The sequence below is a fragment of the Larkinella insperata genome (assembly GCF_026248825.1).
Taxonomy (GTDB): domain Bacteria; phylum Bacteroidota; class Bacteroidia; order Cytophagales; family Spirosomataceae; genus Larkinella; species Larkinella insperata.
In genome coordinates, this window is record NZ_CP110973.1 from 6,323,369 (window position 1) to 6,343,831 (window position 20,463).

The window sequence follows — 20,463 nt, forward strand, 5'->3', positions numbered from 1 at the left end:
AAGGTTGTTGTGCTGTTCTTGTGTGTCGTTATACAACCGATAGCTGGGTATTCTTTCGAGTTAACGCCTGCTCAACCAACGGATTCCGTTCCCCGTCTCAACAACACGGCGCTCCGATTGGCCCGAAATAAAAATTACGCCGGGGCCCTCCAGTTGCTCAAGCGGGCCGCTGCCGGACGCCCTTCCGACACCCTCCTGTATAACCAGGCCATCATTTTAAGCCACCTGAAACGGTACGAAGAAGCGGCCTCCCTCCTGCAACAGGCGCCGACGTTCTCCCAGGCTCAGGCCAACCAGGGTATCTTTTTCTGCATGAGTGGCGATGTAAAAACGGGTTTGTCTCTACTGGAAAACACGTCTGGCGGAAAGAATGCGGATAAAATCGCTTACAACCGCGCCGTCGCCTATTTGCACGCCCGTCGGTTCGACGACGCCAACCGCGCAGCTTCGGAAGCTGTCAGGATCCGGGGCGGTGAGCCCCTGTACCGGCTGGTGAAAGCCGATGCCCTGCAGGGGCTGGGCAAACACCGGGAAGCACTCAATGCCTATGAAGCCCTTGAAAAAGAGACCAAACTGGCAACCATGCTGCCCGTACGCATTGGTAACGCCCTTCTGGGCCTGAAGCAATACGAAGAAGCCGCTGCCAGTTTCAACCGTTATCTGATCTCCGGCGACCGCAGCAACCAGGCGGAAGCTCGCTACGGTCTGGCCAACGCCTTTTATGGTCAAAAAGAGTTTTCGAAAGCCGTTGCTGAATTTCGGCGGGCGGTGCAGTTTCGGCCCCAGTGGCTGGAAGCCCGTACGGGCCTTGGCAATGCCCTGTGCAGCATCCGGGATTACCGCTCAGCCCGCATCGAATACGAAGCCGCGCTGGCCCTGAAGCCCGACGACCCGCACCTTCACCTTGGTCTGGGTGTGGTGAGCCACCGGCAGGGGTTGCACGAGGAAGCACTGGAGCACTTCGCCAAAGCGTCGAGCTTGCTGGATGAAAAAGACAAAGAACTTGCCGACTGCTTTCTGAGCCTGGGCCTTACCAAACTGGAGATGAACCAGTTGGATTCCGCCCTTGTGCATTTGAATGTGGCGATGCGACTCAACAAAGATCACCCGGCGGCCTACGCCGGTGCCAGTGAAGTTTACCGGAAGAAGGAAAGCTCCCGCTACACCCTGGAATACTTGGAAAAAGCCATCCGCCTATCTCCCCAAAACGATAAGATGTTGACCAACAAAGGCAACATGTACCTGAAGCTGGGAGACATGGACCAGGCTTACGAGAATTTCTACTGGGCTTTAAATCATAATTCGCAGAACATCAACGCCCTGAACGGCCTTTCGATCTCTTTGCTGGAAAAAGACCGCATTGAAGAAGCCGAGACGGTGCTCGACAGCCTCATCAACCGCGGTCATCACAAGGCGTTTTTGCTCAACAACCGGGGTATCGTCCGCTCGTACCTGGCACTGAAGCACGAAAAGCAGAAAGACCAGCACGGCGCACGGCAATATTACTACCGCTCCATCCGCGACTACGAACGCTCCCGCGATCTAGACTCGACGCACAAAACGTATTTCAACAACCTGGGGAACGTCTACAAAAACACGGGTGAATACGACAAAGCCGTTAAAAGCTACCTCGGTCACCTCGACCGCAGTGCCATCAACAACCTGGGCGTTCTGTACGCCCGTAACGGAAAAGGCGATTACGGACGGCATTACCTGAACGTTGCCATCACCATCGATTCGGCCAGTCTGGTCTACCGGTATAACCGCTACAAAGTGTACAAGGAATTTTTCAAGGATTCGCTGACCCGACGACCCGACATCCTTCAGGGCCAGGATTTGATGCCAACCAACTCCATTAGTTCAAAATACAGCAAAGACGGTTACATCAACATCTACCTGTACGATTACGACTTCGAGCATTACGAATTCCCCGGTGACCATTATTTTCCTATTCAGAATGCCCTTCCGGCCCCACCGGAGTACCGCCCGCTGGACGATTTGCTGGCCATGTCGGCGGTCAAAGAGTCGACCACGCCCCGGGTTGCCCCCCCGGTTCGGATTACCAGCAAGCGGATGCCCAAAGCCCGCCGAACCCGCATGGCAGGCAGCACGAAATGCCCCAAGATCATCTGAGTGCTGCTTATGCAGACGAGCCATTTATTAATGAAACATATTCTTGGTTTTATCTAAAATTTTTGGGTAACTTAGAATACGTTACATCAAAAAATGCTGCGTTATGAATGTTATACAACGTGTTGAGCATTGGGGAGATACACATCACCCGGCCTGGATTGACGCACTTCGCATTATGCTGGGAATTGTTCTGTTCCTGAAAGGGGTAAGTTTCATTGGGGATACGGGTCATCTGACCAACCTGGTGGGCGGTACCCGGTTCGATTTGATTCCGATGTTTCTGATTCACTACGTGGCTTTTGCCCATCTGGTCGGCGGCTTGCTGATTGCGATGGGTTGTATGACCCGTCTGGCCGTGCTGGTTCAGTTACCAATCCTGCTGGGAGCGGTATTTTTTGTTAACATCACCCACGGTTTCTCCGCCCTGAATTCGGAACTCTGGTTATCCGTCGTGGTGCTGCTTCTTTTGCTGGTTTTTCTGGTAGTGGGGTCCGGCCGCTTTTCGGTGGATGATTACATGCGGAGACACGACCATTAAAACCGCTTATAACAACTGCTGCTTATACTGACGGGGACTGATGCGCTCCAGGGTCCGGAAGGCGCTGCTAAAGTGCGTCAGGCTGTTGAAACCCGATTCAAAACAGGCGTCCGTGATCGATTTGGCCGGATTACTCAAGATTTGCTTGGCCAGCCGGATACGTTCCTGAAGAATAAACTGGATCGGCGACATGCCCAGTTCGTTTTTAAACAAGCGGAAGAAATGGGATTTCGACAAACAGGCCTGACTGGATAGCTCTTCGATCGCTAAGGTCTTCGTCAGATTTTTTCGAATGTACTCCACGACGTACGCCAGCCGGTGCGTGTTCATGTGCTGTTTGGCCTGGTCCACCAGCACGCGCCGGGCCTGCGTCTGCATGAGCCGCACGATCAGCTCCTGAATCGAGTTGTGGATAAAAAACGGCTTCATTGCGTTGTTTTCCCGATACAGCCGGATAATTTTATCGATCAGCAGGCTGATTTCAAAGCCGTTGCGAAAATGGTAGTTGTTCACGTCCACCTCCCATAGTTCGCTCGGTTCGCTGCGCGGATATTCTTCGTTCAGGTGGTTGACGGTTTGCTGAATAAACTCGCCCGAGATTGAAAGGGCAATGCAGCGGGTAGGCGTCTGAACCGTCGCTTCCGGAAAATCAATTTTCATCAACTTGTTGGCCGGTAACACCAGCGACTCGCCGGGCAGGTAGTCGAACGGTTTCAGGTTATCGATGTGCATCACTTTTTTACCCGTCAGCATACTCGTCAGGACCGGCGAGTTAAACTCCAGTTCGACCAGCTGAGCCCGCTGGAAAGTTTCATACAGGTTCAGTTCAGCAACTTCGTGCGTCAGCGTTAATTTGTTCTCAACCAGCGTATCCAGACGCCCTCCCCAGGATGGCGCGATCTCCTGCTGCTGTACTATCTTTCTTCCCGCTGTCATAGGCGTAACAATTCGATTTAGGAATCTACCTGCTCGTTTGTGGATGGTTAACCGAAACGCAACCTGCGGTATGGGCTCGTCAAAGAGAAAGAGATGATACCGTAAGTTTTTGAGAGAATTGCGAAAATACCATTGAACAATTTCGGCAAAATTTGTCACAATTCAAATCCAAAAAATCAGTTTAACAGATTCTTCAACCCATGGAAACTTTAGAAGCACCCGTAGCGACCCGTTCGGCCACCCAATTGGAACGACCTAAATTCAAAAATCAGTATGAGAATTTTATCGGCGGCAAATGGGTAGCCCCCGTCGGCGGTGAATATTTCGAGAATAAATCCCCCGTTGATGATAGTCTGATTTCCCGCGTCCCCCGCTCGAAAGCGGCCGACATCGACCTGGCGCTGGATGCGGCCCACAAAGCCTTCCCGAGCTGGTCGCGCACGTCGGCCACCGAGCGGAGCAATATGCTGATCAAGATTGCCGACATCATTGAAAAGAACCTTGAGTTTCTGGCCCGCGTTGAAACCGTTGAAAACGGAAAAGCCGTCCGCGAAACCATGGCCGCCGACCTGCCGCTGGTGGTTGACCACTTCCGGTATTTCGCGGGTGTCATCCGGGCGGAAGAAGGCTCCATTGCCGAACTGGACGCCGATACGGTTTCCATGATCATCAAAGAACCCATCGGCGTGGTGGGCCAGATCATCCCCTGGAACTTCCCGCTGCTGATGGCCACCTGGAAACTCGCGCCCGCCCTGGCGGCTGGTTGCTGCGTCGTTCTGAAACCGGCCGAACAGACCCCAACGTCGATTCTGGTGCTAATGGAACTGCTCGAAAACGTAATTCCGGCCGGGGTCGTCAACATCGTCAACGGTTTTGGCCCCGAAGCGGGCAAGCCGCTGGCGCAATCGAAGCGCGTGGCCAAAGTAGCCTTTACGGGCGAAACGACGACGGGCCGGCTGATCATGCAGTATGCATCGGAAAACCTCATCCCGGTAACGATGGAATTGGGCGGCAAATCCCCGAACATCTTCCTGCCGTCGATTATGGATGCCGACGATGAGTTCTTCGACAAATGCATCGAGGGAGCCGTGATGTTTGCGCTGAACCAGGGCGAAATTTGCACCTGCCCGTCGCGTCTGCTGGTGCACGAAAGTGTTTTCGACGCCTTCATGGACCGGGTGATTGCGCGCACGAAAGCCATTAAACTCGGTCACCCGCTCGACACCGAAACCATGATGGGCGCGCAGGCATCCAACGACCAATACGAAAAAATTCTATCGTACATTGAGATAGGCCGGCAGGAAGGGGCCGAAGTCTTAACGGGTGGCGGCCCCGCCCGGCTGAACAATGGCCTTGAAAACGGCTACTACATCGAACCGACCATCTTTAAGGGCAACAACAAAATGCGGATTTTCCAGGAGGAAATCTTCGGCCCGGTGGTTTCGGCGACGACGTACAAAACCGTGGACGAAGCCATCGAAATGGCGAACGACACGCTGTACGGTCTGGGAGCCGGAGTCTGGACCCGCGACGCCCACGAACTCTATAGGGTGCCGCGCGCCATTCAGGCGGGCCGCGTGTGGGTCAACTGTTATCACAACTACCCCGCGCACGCGTCGTTCGGTGGGTATAAAAAGTCGGGTTTTGGCCGGGAAAACCACCTGTCGATGCTCAACCATTACCGCCAGTCGAAAAACCTGCTGATTTCGTACAGCAAGAATAAACTCGGATTCTTTTAATCAATTCTGAACGGGTGAATGATAGAATGGGTGAGCAGGGGCAGCGATGACGTTTTTGTTCGCGGTACGATTCACCGCCCCGACGATCCGGTCATTCTATCATTCACTCATTCGCTCCTTCAAAAATTATGGCTATTTCCCGCGTTGACGTAACGGAAGCCGCGACCATCATCATCGACAGACTGCGCCGGGAACACGGCGAATTAATGTTCCACCAGAGCGGAGGCTGCTGCGACGGATCATCGCCGATGTGTTTTGAAAAAGGCGACTTCCGGATCGGCTCCTCCGACGTCTGGCTTGGTCAGATTCACGGCTGCGATTTTTACATGTCGGAGGATCAGTTTGAATACTGGAAACACACCCACCTGACCGTCGACGTAACGCCGGGCCGGGGGGCCAGTTTCTCGCTCGAAATTCCGTTGGGCATCCGGTTTTTAATTCGATCGCGGCTGTTTGAAATGGAAGAGCTTAATCAGTTACCGCCCGTTCATGTTGGCCCCGCGGAGGCCTGATCGGGATTGAGATCGTGTACAGGCGTCCGTTTTCGGTTAGTCATGTGCGGTTATTAGGGGCCAGTGCGCAAGGCACCAGCGGCTCCAAACCGGACGTGGCTAACCGAACCTTTTTACGCCTACCCCGGGAAAAGCGTTCAGGGGTTGCTGAAATCATTGCGCCCGGATGATTCAGGCCTTGCCCTAATTTGGCACCAACTCTCTTAATTTTTCCTAAATCTCCCTTCTTCCCGACACCGAACACCAACGGTTTGGGCAAAATCCGTATTTTTGCAGCAAACTAGATGCATACTGTTGCCAGACTGCGTTTTCTATGGCCAAAAAGAAAGTAGGTGCGTACCCCGGTGGGATGATTCTTTTCAGCCTGACTTCGGCGTTGTTTCTGATCGGTTTTTGCGGAATGCTGGTGCTTCAGTCCAAAAAACTGGTCCGGTACATCCGCGAAAACAACGAAGTTCGGGTGTTTCTGGATAAAGATTTGGATAAGAAGCAGCTTGAAAAGCTGCACAGCGAGATCGTAAAAAAACCGTATGTCCTCTACGACGGGCCCGCCCCGCAGGTCAACTTTGTCAGCAAAGAAACGGCGGCCAAAGAATTTATGGCCGATACCCAGGAGAATTTCAGCAACTTTCTGAACGAGAACCCGCTTCGTGACAGCTACCGCATCAAGCTGCAGGAAGATTACTTCGAGGAAGCCAAGCTGCAGCAGGTAAAATCCGATCTGGAAGATGTCGACGGTGTTTTTGAGGTCATTTACCAGGAAAACATCGTGGATGAAATCAATAAGAATATCACCAAAATCTACATCATCATGTCGGTTTTTGCGGTGATTATGCTGGTGATTATCATCGTCTTAATGAACAATACCATCCGCCTGGCGCTGTACTCACAACGGTTGCTGATCCGGAGTATGCAACTGGTTGGCGCTACCAACGGTTTCATCCAGCTTCCGTTTTTACGGCGCGGTATGACGCAGGGACTCATCAGCGGGCTGATTGCCGCGGCCCTGCTGTTCATCCTGTTGCAGGTAGCCCTGCGCAACATCGACGGCCTGGCCACTCTGCAGGAACCCGAAAAAACCGGTATTCTGCTGGGTTCGGTAATTGTTCTTGGCATTATTATTGGCCTGATCAGTACGTTTCAGGCAGTACACCGTTACCTGCGTTTATCCCTGGATGAGTTGTATTGACCATCCCGATTTTTAACCATTCGAACCACTGTTGAATTATGAGTAAACTTCCCTTCGGACGCGCCAATTATACCCTGATGATCATCGGCGTGGTCGTTATCCTGTTCGGCTTCATCGTCATGAGCCTTGACTCCGAGGAGTTTGGCTTTGGTGCATTAGGTCTTACCATCGGACCGCTGATCGTGATGGGTGGTTTTATTCTTGAATTTTTTGCCATTCTGCGCCGACCTACGAATCAATGAGTATCCTCCACGCGATCATTCTGGCCATCATTGAGGGCCTGACTGAGTTTTTGCCCGTCTCGTCAACGGGGCACATGATCATCTATTCGTCTTTGGTCGGTATCAGCAAGTCGGAATTTACCAAGCTGTACACCATCAACATCCAGTTTGGCTGTATCATCTCGGTACTGGTGCTTTACCGGCGCCGGTTTCTGCAAACCACGGACTTTTACCTGAAGCTTTTCGTGGCCTTTTTGCCAGCCGCCGTCATTGGCTTCCTGCTCAATGATTTCATTGACTCGCTGCTCGAAAATGTAACCGTGGTGGCCATCACGCTACTGCTGGGTGGTATCCTGCTGGTTTTTATCGACAAGATTTTCAAGCAATTCCCGCGGGATTACGATGTAACGTTTCCGGAAGCGCTCAAAATCGGCTTCTTCCAGTGCATCGCCATGATTCCGGGCGTGTCGCGCTCGGCCGCTACCATCATTGGGGGCATGGCGCAGGGCCTTACCCGGAAACAAGCCGCGGAGTTTTCGTTCTTCCTGGCCGTGCCAACCATGGCGGCCGCAACGGGCTACAAACTGCTGAAGAGCTACAAAAGCATTCAGTCCGATGATATTCAGGTGCTGCTGATCGGTAACGCCATCGCCTTCGTGGTCGGTTTGATTGCCATCCGTGGATTTGTCGGCTTTGTAACCAAATACGGCTTTAAGGTATTTGGGTATTACCGCATCGCGCTGGGCTTGCTCTTACTCGGCCTGATTGCGGCTGGCGTCAAACTGGATATTGTCTGAGGTCGGATTACATACATTGAAGAATTAACTACGATCTGAACCTGGAGAACCCAACAGTCTGCGTTTTCCAGGTTCAGAATTTTTTATGGACGAAGGTCAACTCATTCTCATCGACAAACCGCTTACCTGGACGTCGTTTGATGTTGTCAAGAAGCTCAAATTCGCTTGCAAGTTCAAGAAAATCGGCCACGCCGGAACGCTTGATCCGCTGGCAACGGGATTGCTGATTCTCTGCACGGGCAAAATGACCAAGCAGATCGACAGCTACCAGGCGCAGGAAAAAGAATATACCGGCACACTCGTGCTCGGAAAAACCACCCCCTCCGTTGATCTCGAAACGGCTTTCGACGCCGAATTTGAGGTTTCCGGCCTGACCCCAGAAGCCGTTCAGCAAGCCGCCCAACAACTGACCGGCGTGATCGACCAGATTCCCCCCATCTATTCGGCAGTGCGGGTCAACGGCGAACGGCTTTACGAACGCGCCCGCCGGGGCGAAACCGCCGATAAAGTGGAAGGGGGAATTAAATCGCGTACCATTACGGTTACTGCTTTTGAAGTCGATACGGAACGATTTCCCGAAATTGATTTCCGGATTGTTTGCTCGAAAGGGACTTACATCCGTAGCTTAGTGCGTGATTTGGGACTGCTTTTGCAAAACGGAGCCTATTTAAAAGCCCTCCGTCGGACACGAATTGGTGATTTTCGGATTGAAGAGGCCGATTCCGTTGAAGGATTTATCCGCAAATGCCGCCCCGCTGAGTCATTACCTTCATGAAGATTTACCACGGAACCGATACATTTCAACCCATCCCCTACGCCGTTGTTACCAGCGGTACCTTCGACGGGGTCCATCTGGGTCATCAGAAAATCATTAGCCGCCTGACCGAAATTGCCCAACGGGGCGACACCAGAGGCCAGAAAGGCGAAACCGTTGTGCTGACCTTCTGGCCACACCCCCGCACGGTGGTTTCCAACGACAGCCAGGGCCTGAAACTGCTTTCGACGCTGGAAGAAAAAACCGAGCTGCTGGAAGCCGCCGGAGTCGATCATCTGGTCGTTATTCCGTTTACGCGCTCCTTCTCCGAGCTCTCCTCGGCGGAATTCATCCAGCAAATCCTGGTCGACCAGATCGGTACGAAAAAGCTGGTTATTGGCTACGATCACCATTTTGGCCGAAACCGCGAAGGCAGCTTTGAATACTTGCAGCAGCACGCCCACGAATACGGTTTCGAGATCGAGGAGATTCCCCGTCAGGACGTTGAGGACGTGGGTGTCAGCTCGTCCAAAATCCGGAAGGCGCTGCTGGAAGGCGATCTGGAAACGTCTACCAAGTTCCTGGGCCGCCCCTACAGCCTGAGCGGCACCATCGTGAAAGGCCAGCAACTGGGCCGCACCATCGGTTTCCCGACGGCCAATATTCAGGTCGACGATCCGAGCAAGCTGGTGCCCGCCAACGGTATTTATGCAACCGAGGTGATTTACAAAGGCAAAACGCTGGGGGGGGCCATGAGCATCGGCACGCGCCCGACCGTTGGCGGCACGCACCGCACCCTCGAGGTTTTCATCTTTGATTTTAACCAGGAAATCTACGGCGAGCACCTGACGGTGCGGTTTATCGAGTACCTCCGGCCCGAGCTGAAGTACGAAGGACTAGCGGCTTTGGTCGATCAGATGCACCTGGACGTGGAGCAGGCCCGAACCATTCTGCAAGCTGGAAACAAGCCGGGCAACGCATAAAAGAAAAATGAGTTATGAAGGACGTACTACTCCACGTCGGTTCATTCATAACTCATCTCTCCCAACTCTATTTCAGCCCAGCGACTTCACGTAACTCCCCAACCACTTGACATCGGCGGCATGGTGCTTCAGAATTTCCTGCACACCGGGATCTTCCACGTGCCCTTCAAATTCGATCAGAAACCAGTAGCGGAAGGTAGCTCCTTCGCGCAGCGGACGGCTTTCGACTTTGGTCAGGTTGATATGACGGGCGTCAAATTCCTGGAGAAACTGCGCCAGAACCCCCGGTTTGTTTGTGTTGGGCAGCCGGGCAATGATGGTCGTTTTGTCATGGCCGCTTTTCTGGTTCGTAAAGTCTTTGGCCAGCACCAGAAACCGCGTCCGGTTCAGGTCCGTGTCTTCAATGTTGTCAAAGAGAACCGGCACGCCGAACAGTTTGGACGCAATATTGGAGCAAATTGCCGCGGCTTTGGGGTGTTGGGAGGCCAGTTTAGCGGCCTTGGAAGTGGATTCTACCGGTACCAGTTGGGCGGGCAACCCGTCGAAGTAATCCCGTAAAAACTTGCTGCACTGCCCGAACGCAATGTCTTTGGAGTAAATATGCGTGATTTCGCTCAGAACGTCGGTTTGGGTTGCAAAGGTAAAATGCACCGGAATCTGCGCTTCGGCGGCAATCAACAGGTCTTTTTCCAGCAGCAGGTCGATGGTCTCGTTGACAATCCCCTCCTGGTTGTTTTCGATGGGTACCACACCAAATCGGCAGCGGCCCGTTTCCACGCTTTCGAATACGGACCGAATGGTGGGTAGCGCAATGTAATCACTCATCGCCCCAAACCGGCTTTCGGCGGCCTGGTGCGTAAAACTCCCCTCCGGCCCCAGGTACGCGACCCGCTCGGGCATTTCCAGGTTCCGCGATACCGCGAAGATTTCCAGGTAAATGGCATCAATAGCCGCCGGGGTCAGCAAGCCCGTACTGGCCTGGTGGAGACGGTCAAGGATCTGCTTTTCGCGTTCGGGGCGGTATATAACGGATTTGGTGGACTTTTTCAGTTCGCCAACCTGCCTGACCACTTCCATGCGTTGGTTGAGCAGTTGCAGCAGTTGGTCGTCGATGCTATCAATCTGAATGCGGAGGGATTCGAGCGTCACTGGCAAAAAAGTTTTGGGTAAAAGCGGGAAGCGATACGGGCTTCGACGCACAAAAGTACCCAAAAATCAGGATTAACGGTTTAATTTTTGTGAATCCGATCCCGTTCATCCTGCGAACCATTCCCCACGATCTTGCGCGGAAACCCATTGTTGCTTCGCAGGGTTGAGCGCAGCCCTTGCCCAATCCTGCGAAGCAACATCGTGAATGTTAACTCAGCACCAGCGCAAGCTCCTCCATGTCTTTCTCGATCCGGAGGTTGTCAATAATGAATCGCTGGCGGTCGGGTGTGTTCTTACCCATGTAATAGCTGAGCAGTTTCGGAATGGAGGTTTCTTTCTCCATGATCACCGGTTCCAGCCGCATGTTGTCGCCGATAAACAGCCCGAACTCTTCCGGGGAGATTTCGCCCAGGCCTTTAAACCGGGTGATTTCGATTTTCTTGCCCCCTTTCGTCAGCTTATTGATGGCAACCTGCTTCTCTTCTTCCGAATAGCAGTAGATCGTTTCCTTGTGGTTTTTCGGATTCCGGACCCGAAACAACGGGGTTTCCAGAATGTAGAGGTGACCGTTACGGACCAGATCGGGGAAGAATTGCAGGAAGAACGTCATCATCAGCAGCCGGATGTGCATTCCGTCTACATCGGCGTCGGTGGCAATAACGATGCGGTTATAGCGCAAACTGTCCAGACCGTCTTCGATGTCGAGCGCGTGTTGCAGCAGGTTAAACTCCTCGTTTTCGTAGACCACTTTCTTGGTCAGTCCGAAGCAGTTCAACGGTTTGCCACGGAGGCTGAATACCGCCTGGGTCTGCACATTCCGGGATTTGGTAATCGAACCGCTGGCCGAGTCTCCTTCCGTGATGAACAGCGTTGTGTTGTAGCGATCTTCGGCTTTGATATCGGGCAGGTGGTTCCGGCAATCGCGAAGTTTTTTGTTGTGCAGGTTGGCTTTTTTGGCCCGATCATTCGCCAGTTTTTTAATCCCGGCCAGTTCTTTGCGTTCCCGCTCCGACTGCTCAATCCGCTTCTTGAGGGCTTCCCGCGTATCGCCGTTCATGTGCAGAAAGTCGTCGAGTTGGTTTTTCACAAAATCGATGACGAACGACCGAACGCTGGGGCTGTTTTCGTCGGGCGCCATGTTGATCGAGCCCAGCTTGGTCTTGGTCTGCGATTCAAACACCGGCTCCTGCACCCGCACGCTGATGGCGGCAATGATCGACGCCCGAATGTCGGCGGCATCGTATTCCTTCTTGAAATATTCCCGGACGGTTTTAACGAAGGCTTCGCGCAGTGCGGCCAGGTGGGTTCCTCCCTGGGTGGTGTACTGCCCGTTTACGAACGAATAATATTCTTCGCCGTACTGGTTGCCGTGCGTCAGGGCAATTTCAATGTCCCCGCCTTTCAGGTGAATGATCGGATACCGCAGGGCCTCCTCGTCGGTTTTGTTCCGTAGCAGATCCAGCAGACCGTTCTGTGAAACAAATTTTTGACCGTTGAAACTGATGGTTAACCCGGCGTTCAGGTAGCAGTAGTTCCAGATCATGTTTTCCAGAAACTGCGGGATGAAGTGGAAGTTCTTAAACACCGTATTATCCGGCTCAAAAACTACCAGCGTACCATTTCGCTGGTTGGAGCTGTCCTCCTCCTGGCGAACCAGCACCCCACGTTCAAATTCGGCCCAGACGGTCTTGCCTTCCCGGTACGACTGCACCCGGAAAAACGTGGACAGCGCGTTAACGGCTTTGGTACCGACCCCGTTCAGCCCGACGGATTTCTGGAACGCGCCGGAATCGTATTTCCCCCCGGTATTGATTTTGGAAACTACATCGACCACTTTCCCGAGGGGAATACCCCGGCCGTAGTCCCGTACTTCAACGCGGTGGTCGGTTACTTTAATATCGATCAGCTTACCGTTGCCCATCACGTGCTCATCGATACAGTTATCGATGACTTCTTTAAGCAAAACGTAAATACCGTCATCAGCGGCCGAACCATCGCCCAGTTTACCAATGTACATACCGGGCCGAAGCCGAATATGCTCCCGCCAGTCGAGGGATCGAATGCTGTCTTCGGTGTATTGTTGATTACTGTCCATTAGGTGACTATTAAACGGATTATTAATTGGGATGCGTTAAAAAATGCCTAACAACGGAAAAACCGGCACGGATTGTGTGACGGATGTTCGCAAAATATGAAATTTTGGCCTTTAAAGAGAAAATGTTTAAAAAGTAGTAAAAGTTCGTTTACTTTGTAGCGCAAAGTGCGTTAAATTACACCAATACCCGTTTTATTACCGTTAATAAACAAAAAGTGACTGAGATTGAGCGTCCAGGAACGGCCGTACACATTCTTAAAAATATGCAAAAATCTCCACAATACCATTTTTTAAGCTCAAAATTTTTCGCCTTCTCTTCGATGCAATTTTTCCGCAGAACGCTTCTTGGTGTCGTGCTGATCTGCACAGGTTTGCAGGCAACCGCCCAGGTTATTCAGGCCCCCTCGGCCCCCACATCGGCCCCTGCCACGCTTCCGGCCGGTGTGCCACGCCCAGGACAGCTCCCCGGCGGTCAGCTTCCGGGGCAAACCGGTACGACGCCCCGCAGTCAAACGCAGGGTACGCTTCCGGGCGCCACCCAACAGGGAACGCGCGGTCAGGCCGGGCAAACCGGTGCAGCCCAACAAGGCGCAAACCAGCAGGGCGGTCGTGGTCAGGCCGGCCAACAAGGCGCAGGTACGGGAACGGGCCAGCAAGGCCAACAGGGCCAGCAAACGGGTGCCGGTCTTGACGCCACCGGCGCGGAAGGCGTTGGTGCCACCGACGAACCCATTGGAGACACGGACAATACGCAACTCAAAACAGAACAGGAACTGCAGCGCGAACGGGAACTGGCCGCCCAACGTCGCAAATTGTTCGGTTATCAGCTTTTTAACGACCCAGCCAACGCAGGCGTGTTTCAGCCGAACCTAAACATCGCGACGCCGAAAGGCTACGTGGTGGGTCCTAACGACGAACTAAACATCAACATTTACGGCTATTCGGAAGCTACGTACCCAACGACGGTCAATCCCGACGGTTTTATCTATATCCAGCGGGTTGGACCGATTCACGTGGCGGGTTTAACCATTGAGCAGGCTAAAACCCGAATTCTGGATCGTCTGTCGAAAATTTATGTCGGCCTGAAAAGCGGGCCGTACGGTGCGGCCAACACCTACATGGTAGTCACACTGGGTGATATTCGCAGCATTCGGGTGACGGTAACCGGCGAAGCCATTCGCCCCGGCACCTACACGGTTTCGTCACTGTCAACGGCCATGAACGTGATCTATCAGGCGGGTGGCCCCAGCGAAATTGGCTCCTTCCGGAACGTTCAGGTGATTCGCAACAACCGCGTCGTGGCGTCCCTTGACTTGTACGACTTCCTGACCAGCGGGGTGCAACGGAATGACATCCGGCTCCAGGACAACGACAACATTCGTTTTACAACCTACAAGGCGCACGTCGAAATTACCGGATCAACTCGGCGCAATAACATTTTTGAAATGCTGCCCGGCGAGCCAATGGCCCGCCTGCTCGAACTGGCGGGCGGTTTTTCCAGCAATGCCTACAAAGCCCGCGTCAAGGTAACACGGTTTACCAAGCGGGAACTGAAAATGATCGACGTAGTGGATTCTGAATTTTCGTCTTTCCCACTGGAAGACGGGGATCAGGTTTCGGTGGAAGCCGTGCTGGTCCGATTTGAGAATCAAGTGGGTATTCAGGGGGCCGTGTTCCGGCCGGGTGTTTACTCCCTCGATCAAAATAAAAGCCTGAAGCAGTTGATTGCCAGCGCCGAAGGTCTGAAAGGCGATGCGTTTACGGGTCGGATTCAAATTGTTCGTACCCGGGAAGATATGGCGATCGACAATATCTCCTTAAATTTGGCGGATATCATAAACGGTACGCAGCCGGACGTGCAATTGCAACGCGAAGATCAGGTCATTATTCCGTCCCGTTTCGACATGGCCGAATTTGCCGACATCAGCATTACCGGTGAAGTGATCACGCCCATTGAATCAACACCGTACGTTGCCAATATGACGCTCGAAGACCTGATTCTGCGGGCGGGTGGTTTGAAGGAATCGGCTGCGGCTGCGCAAATTGAAATCGTTCGGCGCAAAAAAGATGTGGAGGTCAATTCAAAATCGGCCCAGGTTTCGGAAATTTTCCGGTTCAGCGTCGATCGTGATCTCAGCATCAAATCCACCGACAGCAAATTTATGCTGTACCCTTATGATCAGGTTATTGTGCGACGGTCGCCTAACTACCGGATTCAAACGTTTGTTACCGTAGAGGGGGAAGTGATAATGCCGGGCGAGTACCCCGTTGTCACAAAAGACCAGCGGATTTCGGATCTGGTCAAAATGGCCGGAGGACTAACACCGTTTGCGTACGTGCCGGGTGCCACGCTTGTCCGGGAAATCCGTCTTAGCGAAGCAGAAAAGCAAATTCGCCAGCAAACCATTAATGAATTGGCCGACGACAGCCCGAAAGCCGTGGTACGGCCTGAGGCAGCGGACCAGAACACGCAGCAGCTTATCGGGATCAATCTTCAAAAAATCATGAGCGATCCCGGATCGATGGAAGATATGATTTTACAGGAAGGGGATGAATTACGGATTCCGAAGCAACTGGAAACCGTACGCGTTGGCGGAGAAGTTCTGCTGCCCACAACGGCAAAATTCCGCCGGGGCCAATCGTTCCAGGATTATATTTCACAGGCGGGTGGTTTTACTAGCCGTTCGGCCCGGAAGAAGGCTTATGTTGTGTATGCCAACGGTTCAGCCGATCGTACGCGCCGGTTTGCATTCTTCAACATCTATCCAAGGGTTGAGCCGGGTTCTGAAATTATTGTTCCTCAGCAAACCAAAGGAGCGCTAACCCCGCTACAGATTATTCAGAGCACAACCACCATCGCAGGTTCGATCATCGGATTGGTTACTACTTTAGTTGCTCTTAGAGCATTAGCCCAGTAATTCGACCAACCAGTATTATGGAAACAATCGATTCAAGAAAACAAGACAACAACGGGCTGCCACCCGATCAGATTTCTCCCAAAGAAGTGATCAGCCGGTTTATTGTGTTTAAAAACCAGGTGGTCAAGAGTTGGAAGCTCATCGTCACATTCATCGTGCTCGGTGGGATTATCGGCTTCATCATTGATTTGAATCAGGACAAACGCCCCACCTTCACGGCCTACATCACGTTCAACCTCGGTGGTAGCTCGGGGCAAAGTGGAATGGGCGATTTGGGAGGGCTGGCCAGTATGTTCGGACTGGGTGGTGGTGCCCCGGAAGCCAACATCTTTACGGGTGAAAACTTTCTGTATTACGTGGTTTCCCGACCCATCATCTCCCGGTCGCTGCTGAAGGAAGTTGATACGCTGATGACCAAACAGGGCCACAAGGACCTGATGATTAATTACTACATTGAACACAGCGGTATTCGGGATGACGAGTGGGAAGAAGAAGATACGCTGCGAAATTTCCGGTTTGTGCGCGGGAAAGATCCAAAAACCTTTACGCGCATTGAAAACAAAGCGCTGGATGGTGTTTATAACCGGATCAAGGGGGAAACCAGCATTGCCCAGCTCGACCGAAAATCGTCTTTCCTGACGCTGAGAACGGGGCAACATTCTGAGCCACTGGCTAAAATCTGGGTAGAGACCCTGCTGGAGACGGTTCAGGAAGACTACACGGAAAAGCAGAGCAAGAAAACCAACGAAATGCTGCAATTGATGAAGTCTCGACGGGATTCGTTGGCGAAGGTACTGGGCAGAAACGATTCCAATCTGGCCCGGTATATCGACCAGAACCAGCAGATCGTGGTGGCTGAAGGGCAGTTGCAGCAAACCAAACTGACCCGCAACTCAACGTTCCTGCAGCAGCTGTATTACTCGGCGGTACAGAGCGTCGACAACCTGCAGTTGAGCCTGATTAAAGAGGCTCCGCTGTTCACAATTGTCGAACCGGTGGCCCTGCCTTTGTTCAAGGAAAGCCATGAACCGTTTGCCATGAAAACCGGTCTGGTGCTGGGGCTGATGCTAGGGATGATCGCCGTCTTCCTGAAAGTCACCTACCAGAGTATCATGCAGAGCTAATTCATACGTAACGAGGAATGCTGAAACAGGCCCGCGAGCCGCTTCAGCATTCCTCGTTATTTGGTCTCGTATCCTCTGTTCACTTTTCGTTAAAGCAAATCTGTGAAAACACACGAAGTGGTTATTGAAGCGGGCCGGTCAGAAAGACATTACTGGCGGGACCTGTGGAAAAATCGGGAACTACTCTACATTCTTTCGGTCCGCGACATTTCGGTCCGCTACAAACAGACAATCCTGGGCACGTCCTGGAGTCTGATCCGGCCGTTGATCACCATGCTGATTATGTTTTTCGTTTTCAGCAAAGTGGCCAAACTCCAAGGCGATCCCGGTATTCCCTACCCGCTGATGATTCTGGCCGGTCTGACCATCTGGACCTTTTTCTCGAACGCCTTCACCCAGATCAGCACCAGCATCACGGCCAACGCCAACCTGGTCACCAAAGTCTACTTTCCCCGGCTCATCATGCCGCTCAGCTCATCGGTCGTTAGCTTCATCGATTTTCTGGTTTCGCTGGGTTTGTTTATTGTTTTGGCCATTTGGTATCAATTCTGGCCCGACTGGCACATTCTGTTTCTTCCCCTCTTTATCCTGCTGGCGTTACTGGCATCGTTTGCTTTTGGTCTTATCTTTGCGGTGTTGAACGTTAGATTCCGGGACATTGGGCAGTTGATTCCGTTCATTGTACAAATCGGCTTTTATGCCTGTCCAATTGCCTACAGTAGCCGGTTGGTTGAAGAGAATGCCGGTGAATGGTGGCATCCGTTCTATTATCTGAATCCGATGGTAGGTATTATCGACGGCTTCAAATGGTCGTTATTAGGTGAAAACGCTTTTTTTAAACCAGACAGCGTCATCAATTCTGTCATCATTGTCGGAGTATTTCTATTCATCTCCATTTATTTTTTCCGGAGACGGGAAAACACTTTTGTAGACGAAATATAACCAAGGTTGCTGGTTTCCAGTCTAATAGTAAATTGCGCCCTACGCCCCTTTATTACGAATGGATAACTAACGATTAAACAACCGGCAACCCATAAGCTATGGCGGTCATTACAGCAGAAGGCATCAGCAAACGATACATCATCGACCATAAACGCGGCAAGAAAAGTTCGAGTATCAAGGATGCTGTGTCCGATCAGTTAAGTAAAATTTTTAAAGGGAAAAAAGACCCGGACCTGGAACACATCGAGCACGAGGAATTCTGGGCGCTACGGGATGTTAACTTTTCCATCGAACAGGGTGACCGGATTGGTATTGTTGGTCACAACGGAGCCGGGAAATCCACCCTGCTGAAAGTGCTCAGCAAAATTACCGAACCCACCTCCGGCCGCATTCACATCCGGGGTCGTATTGCGAGTCTGTTGGAAGTCGGAACAGGCTTCCACCCTGAACTGACGGGCCGCGAAAACATCTTCCTCAACGGGGCAATTCTGGGGATGACCCGCGAAGAAATCCGGAAGCAGTTTGATGCCATTGTCGACTTTGGCGGCATTGAAAAATTTCTGGATACGCCCGTCAAACGGTATTCCTCGGGGATGTACGTGCGGCTGGGCTTTGCGATTGCGGCCCATCTCGACCCCGAAATCCTGATTATCGACGAAGTGCTGGCCGTAGGTGACGCCGAATTTCAGAAAAAGAGCCTCGGTAAAATGCGGGATGTATCGGCCACGGGTCGGACCATTCTGTTCGTCAGCCACAACATGACGGCGGTGCAGGCGCTGTGCAACAAGTCGCTGTACTTCGAACGGGGCCGACTCATCGAACAGGGCGAAACCAACCAGGTGATTGCTTCGTACATGAGTAAAGTCTCGAAAACCAAGCTGCTGCGCGAGTGGAATACCCCGGAAGAAGCTCCGGGCAACGATCTGGTCCGGGTGAAGAAGATCGAAATTGTACCCGAATACGTTGACGGTCAGCTTTTCATTGACGTTCGGACGCCATTCCGCATCCGGTTTGAATACTGGAATATGATGGACCGGGCCAACCTCAACCTGAGCCTGCACCTGAATTCGATGACCGGCGAATGTATTTTCAACGTCGGCAGTTTATCACAACCTTATTCCAAGGGTATCATTGCGGGTGAGTGCCTGGTTCCGGGTCATTTTCTGAACGACGGCACCTACAACGTTTCAATGATGATTGTAAAAGATACGGTTACTCCGCTGTACAATATGGAAGAAGGGCTTATCTTTGACGTTGCTGATTACCGCGAGGGCGTAGCCTGGTACGGCAAATGGCCGGGTTTCGTACGGCCCCAATTATCATTCCACACTGAAATGCTCGAGGAAAACATTCTGAATGATTAACATCACCAAATCATACCTGCCCCCCTTCGAAGAGTACGTCAAACATCTTGAGGGTATCTGGGAACGTATTCAGCTGACCAACAACGGTCCGCTTGTCCTGCAACTGGAACAGGAGCTAAAAAGCTACCTTGGCATTGAACACCTGCACTATTGCGGCAACGGAACCATCGTGCTGCAAATGGCCATCAAGGCGCTGGGCCTTACGAAGGAAATCATTACCACGCCTTTTTCGTACTGCGCCAGCACGCACGCCATTCTGTGGGAAAACTGCACGCCGGTTTTTGCGGACGTTCGCGCCGAAGATTTCACCATCGATCCGGAGAAGATCGAACCGTTGATCACCGAAAACACGGAAGCAATTCTGGCTACGCACGTTTACGGCAATCTCTGCCAGATTGACGCCATTGAAGCGCTGGCCAAAAAATACAACCTGAAAGTTATTTACGACGGCGCCCACTCGTTCGGCGTTACCTACAAAGGAAAATCGGCCCTGGCCTACGGCGATATCAGTACCTGTAGCTTCCACGCAACAAAGGTATTTCATACCGTTGAAGGAGGTCTGGTGGTTTCCCACGATCCCGAAGTTACCGAAAAGCTCAGCCTGTATCGTAGTTTCGGCCACCGCTTCGACGACTACATCGACATCGGCATCAACGGAAAAAATTCGGAATTTCACGCGGCCATGGGGCTGTGCACGCTGCCGAAAGTACCGGAACTTGTTGAAGCCCGTAAACAACGGTTTGCGCGGTACGATTCCCAACTGGATCTCTCCCGGTTGCAGCAGCCGGTTATTCAGCCCGAAATCGAGTACAACTACGCCTATTATCCGATCGTATTTGAGTCGGAGGCTAAGTTGCTGGAAGTAAAAACTGCCCTGGAACAGGTACAGATCAACCCCCGACGGTACTTTTTCCCTTCCCTGAATACATTGCCGTTCCTGAAAAGTACCCAGCCCTGCCCCATTTCGGAAGATGTTGCGCTTCGGGTACTTTGCCTGCCCATGTATCCCGATCTGGAGGAAGACGTGATTGATCAGATTTGTACGATTGTAAATAAACTGCTTTAGGTC

General features: G+C 52.3%; 17 protein-coding genes. 14 read left to right on the plus strand and 3 right to left on the minus strand.

What is annotated here, in order from left to right; all coding sequences use genetic code 11:
* Window positions 1-117 precede the first annotated feature (117 nt).
* The gene (locus OQ371_RS25460) at window positions 118-2,133 is read left to right on the plus strand and encodes a tetratricopeptide repeat protein (RefSeq protein WP_265991291.1); all 2,016 of its coding nucleotides are present in this window, start codon (window positions 118-120) and stop codon (window positions 2,131-2,133) included.
* Window positions 2,134-2,236: 103 nt separating this feature from the next.
* The gene (locus OQ371_RS25465; RefSeq protein ID WP_265991292.1) at window positions 2,237-2,671 is read left to right on the plus strand and encodes a DoxX family protein; all 435 of its coding nucleotides are present in this window, start codon (window positions 2,237-2,239) and stop codon (window positions 2,669-2,671) included.
* 6 nt (window positions 2,672-2,677) lie between these two features.
* Here OQ371_RS25465 and OQ371_RS25470 read toward each other — a convergent pair whose 3' ends face one another.
* On the minus strand, window positions 2,678-3,607 hold the full coding sequence (locus tag OQ371_RS25470) for an AraC family transcriptional regulator (protein WP_265991293.1): 930 nt from the start codon (window positions 3,605-3,607) through the stop codon (window positions 2,678-2,680).
* A gap of 200 nt (window positions 3,608-3,807) precedes the next feature.
* On the opposite strand from OQ371_RS25470, the gene OQ371_RS25475 reads away from it, so the two are divergent.
* The 7 genes from OQ371_RS25475 (at window position 3,808) to OQ371_RS25505 (ending at window position 9,802) form a co-directional block, all read left to right on the plus strand.
* Window positions 3,808-5,346: an aldehyde dehydrogenase family protein gene (locus OQ371_RS25475; protein ID WP_265991295.1), complete on the plus strand. Its 1,539-nt coding sequence runs from the start codon at window positions 3,808-3,810 to the stop codon at window positions 5,344-5,346.
* Between the two features lie 128 nt (window positions 5,347-5,474).
* Window positions 5,475-5,858, plus strand: a complete 384-nt coding sequence (locus tag OQ371_RS25480; protein ID WP_265991296.1) for a DUF779 domain-containing protein — start codon at window positions 5,475-5,477, stop codon at window positions 5,856-5,858.
* 313 nt (window positions 5,859-6,171) lie between these two features.
* Window positions 6,172-7,047, plus strand: coding sequence for a cell division protein FtsX (locus tag OQ371_RS25485; protein ID WP_265991297.1), 876 nt, complete (start codon window positions 6,172-6,174; stop codon window positions 7,045-7,047).
* Between the two features lie 38 nt (window positions 7,048-7,085).
* Window positions 7,086-7,289 (plus strand): DUF3098 domain-containing protein, encoded by a 204-nt coding sequence (locus OQ371_RS25490; protein WP_111631096.1) that lies wholly within the window; start codon window positions 7,086-7,088, stop codon window positions 7,287-7,289.
* Entirely contained in the window at window positions 7,286-8,065 is a 780-nt protein-coding gene (locus tag OQ371_RS25495; protein ID WP_265991298.1) for an undecaprenyl-diphosphate phosphatase, read from the plus strand. The genes OQ371_RS25490 and OQ371_RS25495 overlap by 4 nt, the downstream gene beginning before the upstream one ends.
* An 85-nt stretch (window positions 8,066-8,150) precedes the next feature.
* Complete coding sequence (gene truB, locus OQ371_RS25500; RefSeq protein ID WP_265991299.1) at window positions 8,151-8,840, plus strand: tRNA pseudouridine(55) synthase TruB; 690 nt, start codon at window positions 8,151-8,153, stop codon at window positions 8,838-8,840.
* Window positions 8,837-9,802 carry a bifunctional riboflavin kinase/FAD synthetase gene (locus OQ371_RS25505; RefSeq protein ID WP_265991300.1) on the plus strand — a complete coding sequence of 322 codons (966 nt, stop codon included), beginning with the start codon at window positions 8,837-8,839 and terminating at the stop codon, window positions 9,800-9,802. The genes truB and OQ371_RS25505 overlap by 4 nt, the downstream gene beginning before the upstream one ends.
* Before the next feature lie 72 nt (window positions 9,803-9,874).
* On the opposite strand, the gene pheA is transcribed toward OQ371_RS25505, so the two are convergent.
* On the minus strand, window positions 9,875-10,951 hold the full coding sequence (pheA, locus tag OQ371_RS25510; RefSeq protein ID WP_265991301.1) for a prephenate dehydratase: 1,077 nt from the start codon (window positions 10,949-10,951) through the stop codon (window positions 9,875-9,877).
* A gap of 208 nt (window positions 10,952-11,159) precedes the next feature.
* Window positions 11,160-13,046, minus strand: coding sequence for a DNA topoisomerase IV subunit B (locus tag OQ371_RS25515; protein ID WP_265991302.1), 1,887 nt, complete (start codon window positions 13,044-13,046; stop codon window positions 11,160-11,162).
* Window positions 13,047-13,399: 353 nt separating this feature from the next.
* Here OQ371_RS25515 and OQ371_RS25520 point away from each other — a divergent pair, with 353 nt between their 5' ends.
* From OQ371_RS25520 to OQ371_RS25540, 5 genes are all read left to right on the plus strand, one after another.
* Window positions 13,400-15,964 (plus strand): polysaccharide biosynthesis/export family protein, encoded by a 2,565-nt coding sequence (locus OQ371_RS25520; protein ID WP_265991303.1) that lies wholly within the window; start codon window positions 13,400-13,402, stop codon window positions 15,962-15,964.
* Between the two features lie 17 nt (window positions 15,965-15,981).
* Window positions 15,982-17,088 (plus strand): hypothetical protein, encoded by a 1,107-nt coding sequence (locus OQ371_RS25525; RefSeq protein WP_265991305.1) that lies wholly within the window; start codon window positions 15,982-15,984, stop codon window positions 17,086-17,088.
* A gap of 102 nt (window positions 17,089-17,190) precedes the next feature.
* Entirely contained in the window at window positions 17,191-18,030 is an 840-nt protein-coding gene (locus OQ371_RS25530) for an ABC transporter permease (RefSeq protein WP_265991307.1), read from the plus strand.
* A gap of 98 nt (window positions 18,031-18,128) precedes the next feature.
* Window positions 18,129-19,394, plus strand: a complete 1,266-nt coding sequence (locus OQ371_RS25535; RefSeq protein ID WP_265991310.1) for an ABC transporter ATP-binding protein — start codon at window positions 18,129-18,131, stop codon at window positions 19,392-19,394.
* Window positions 19,387-20,460 carry a DegT/DnrJ/EryC1/StrS family aminotransferase gene (locus OQ371_RS25540; RefSeq protein WP_265991311.1) on the plus strand — a complete coding sequence of 358 codons (1,074 nt, stop codon included), beginning with the start codon at window positions 19,387-19,389 and terminating at the stop codon, window positions 20,458-20,460. Before OQ371_RS25535 ends, OQ371_RS25540 begins: the two co-directional genes overlap by 8 nt.
* Window positions 20,461-20,463 lie beyond the last annotated feature (3 nt).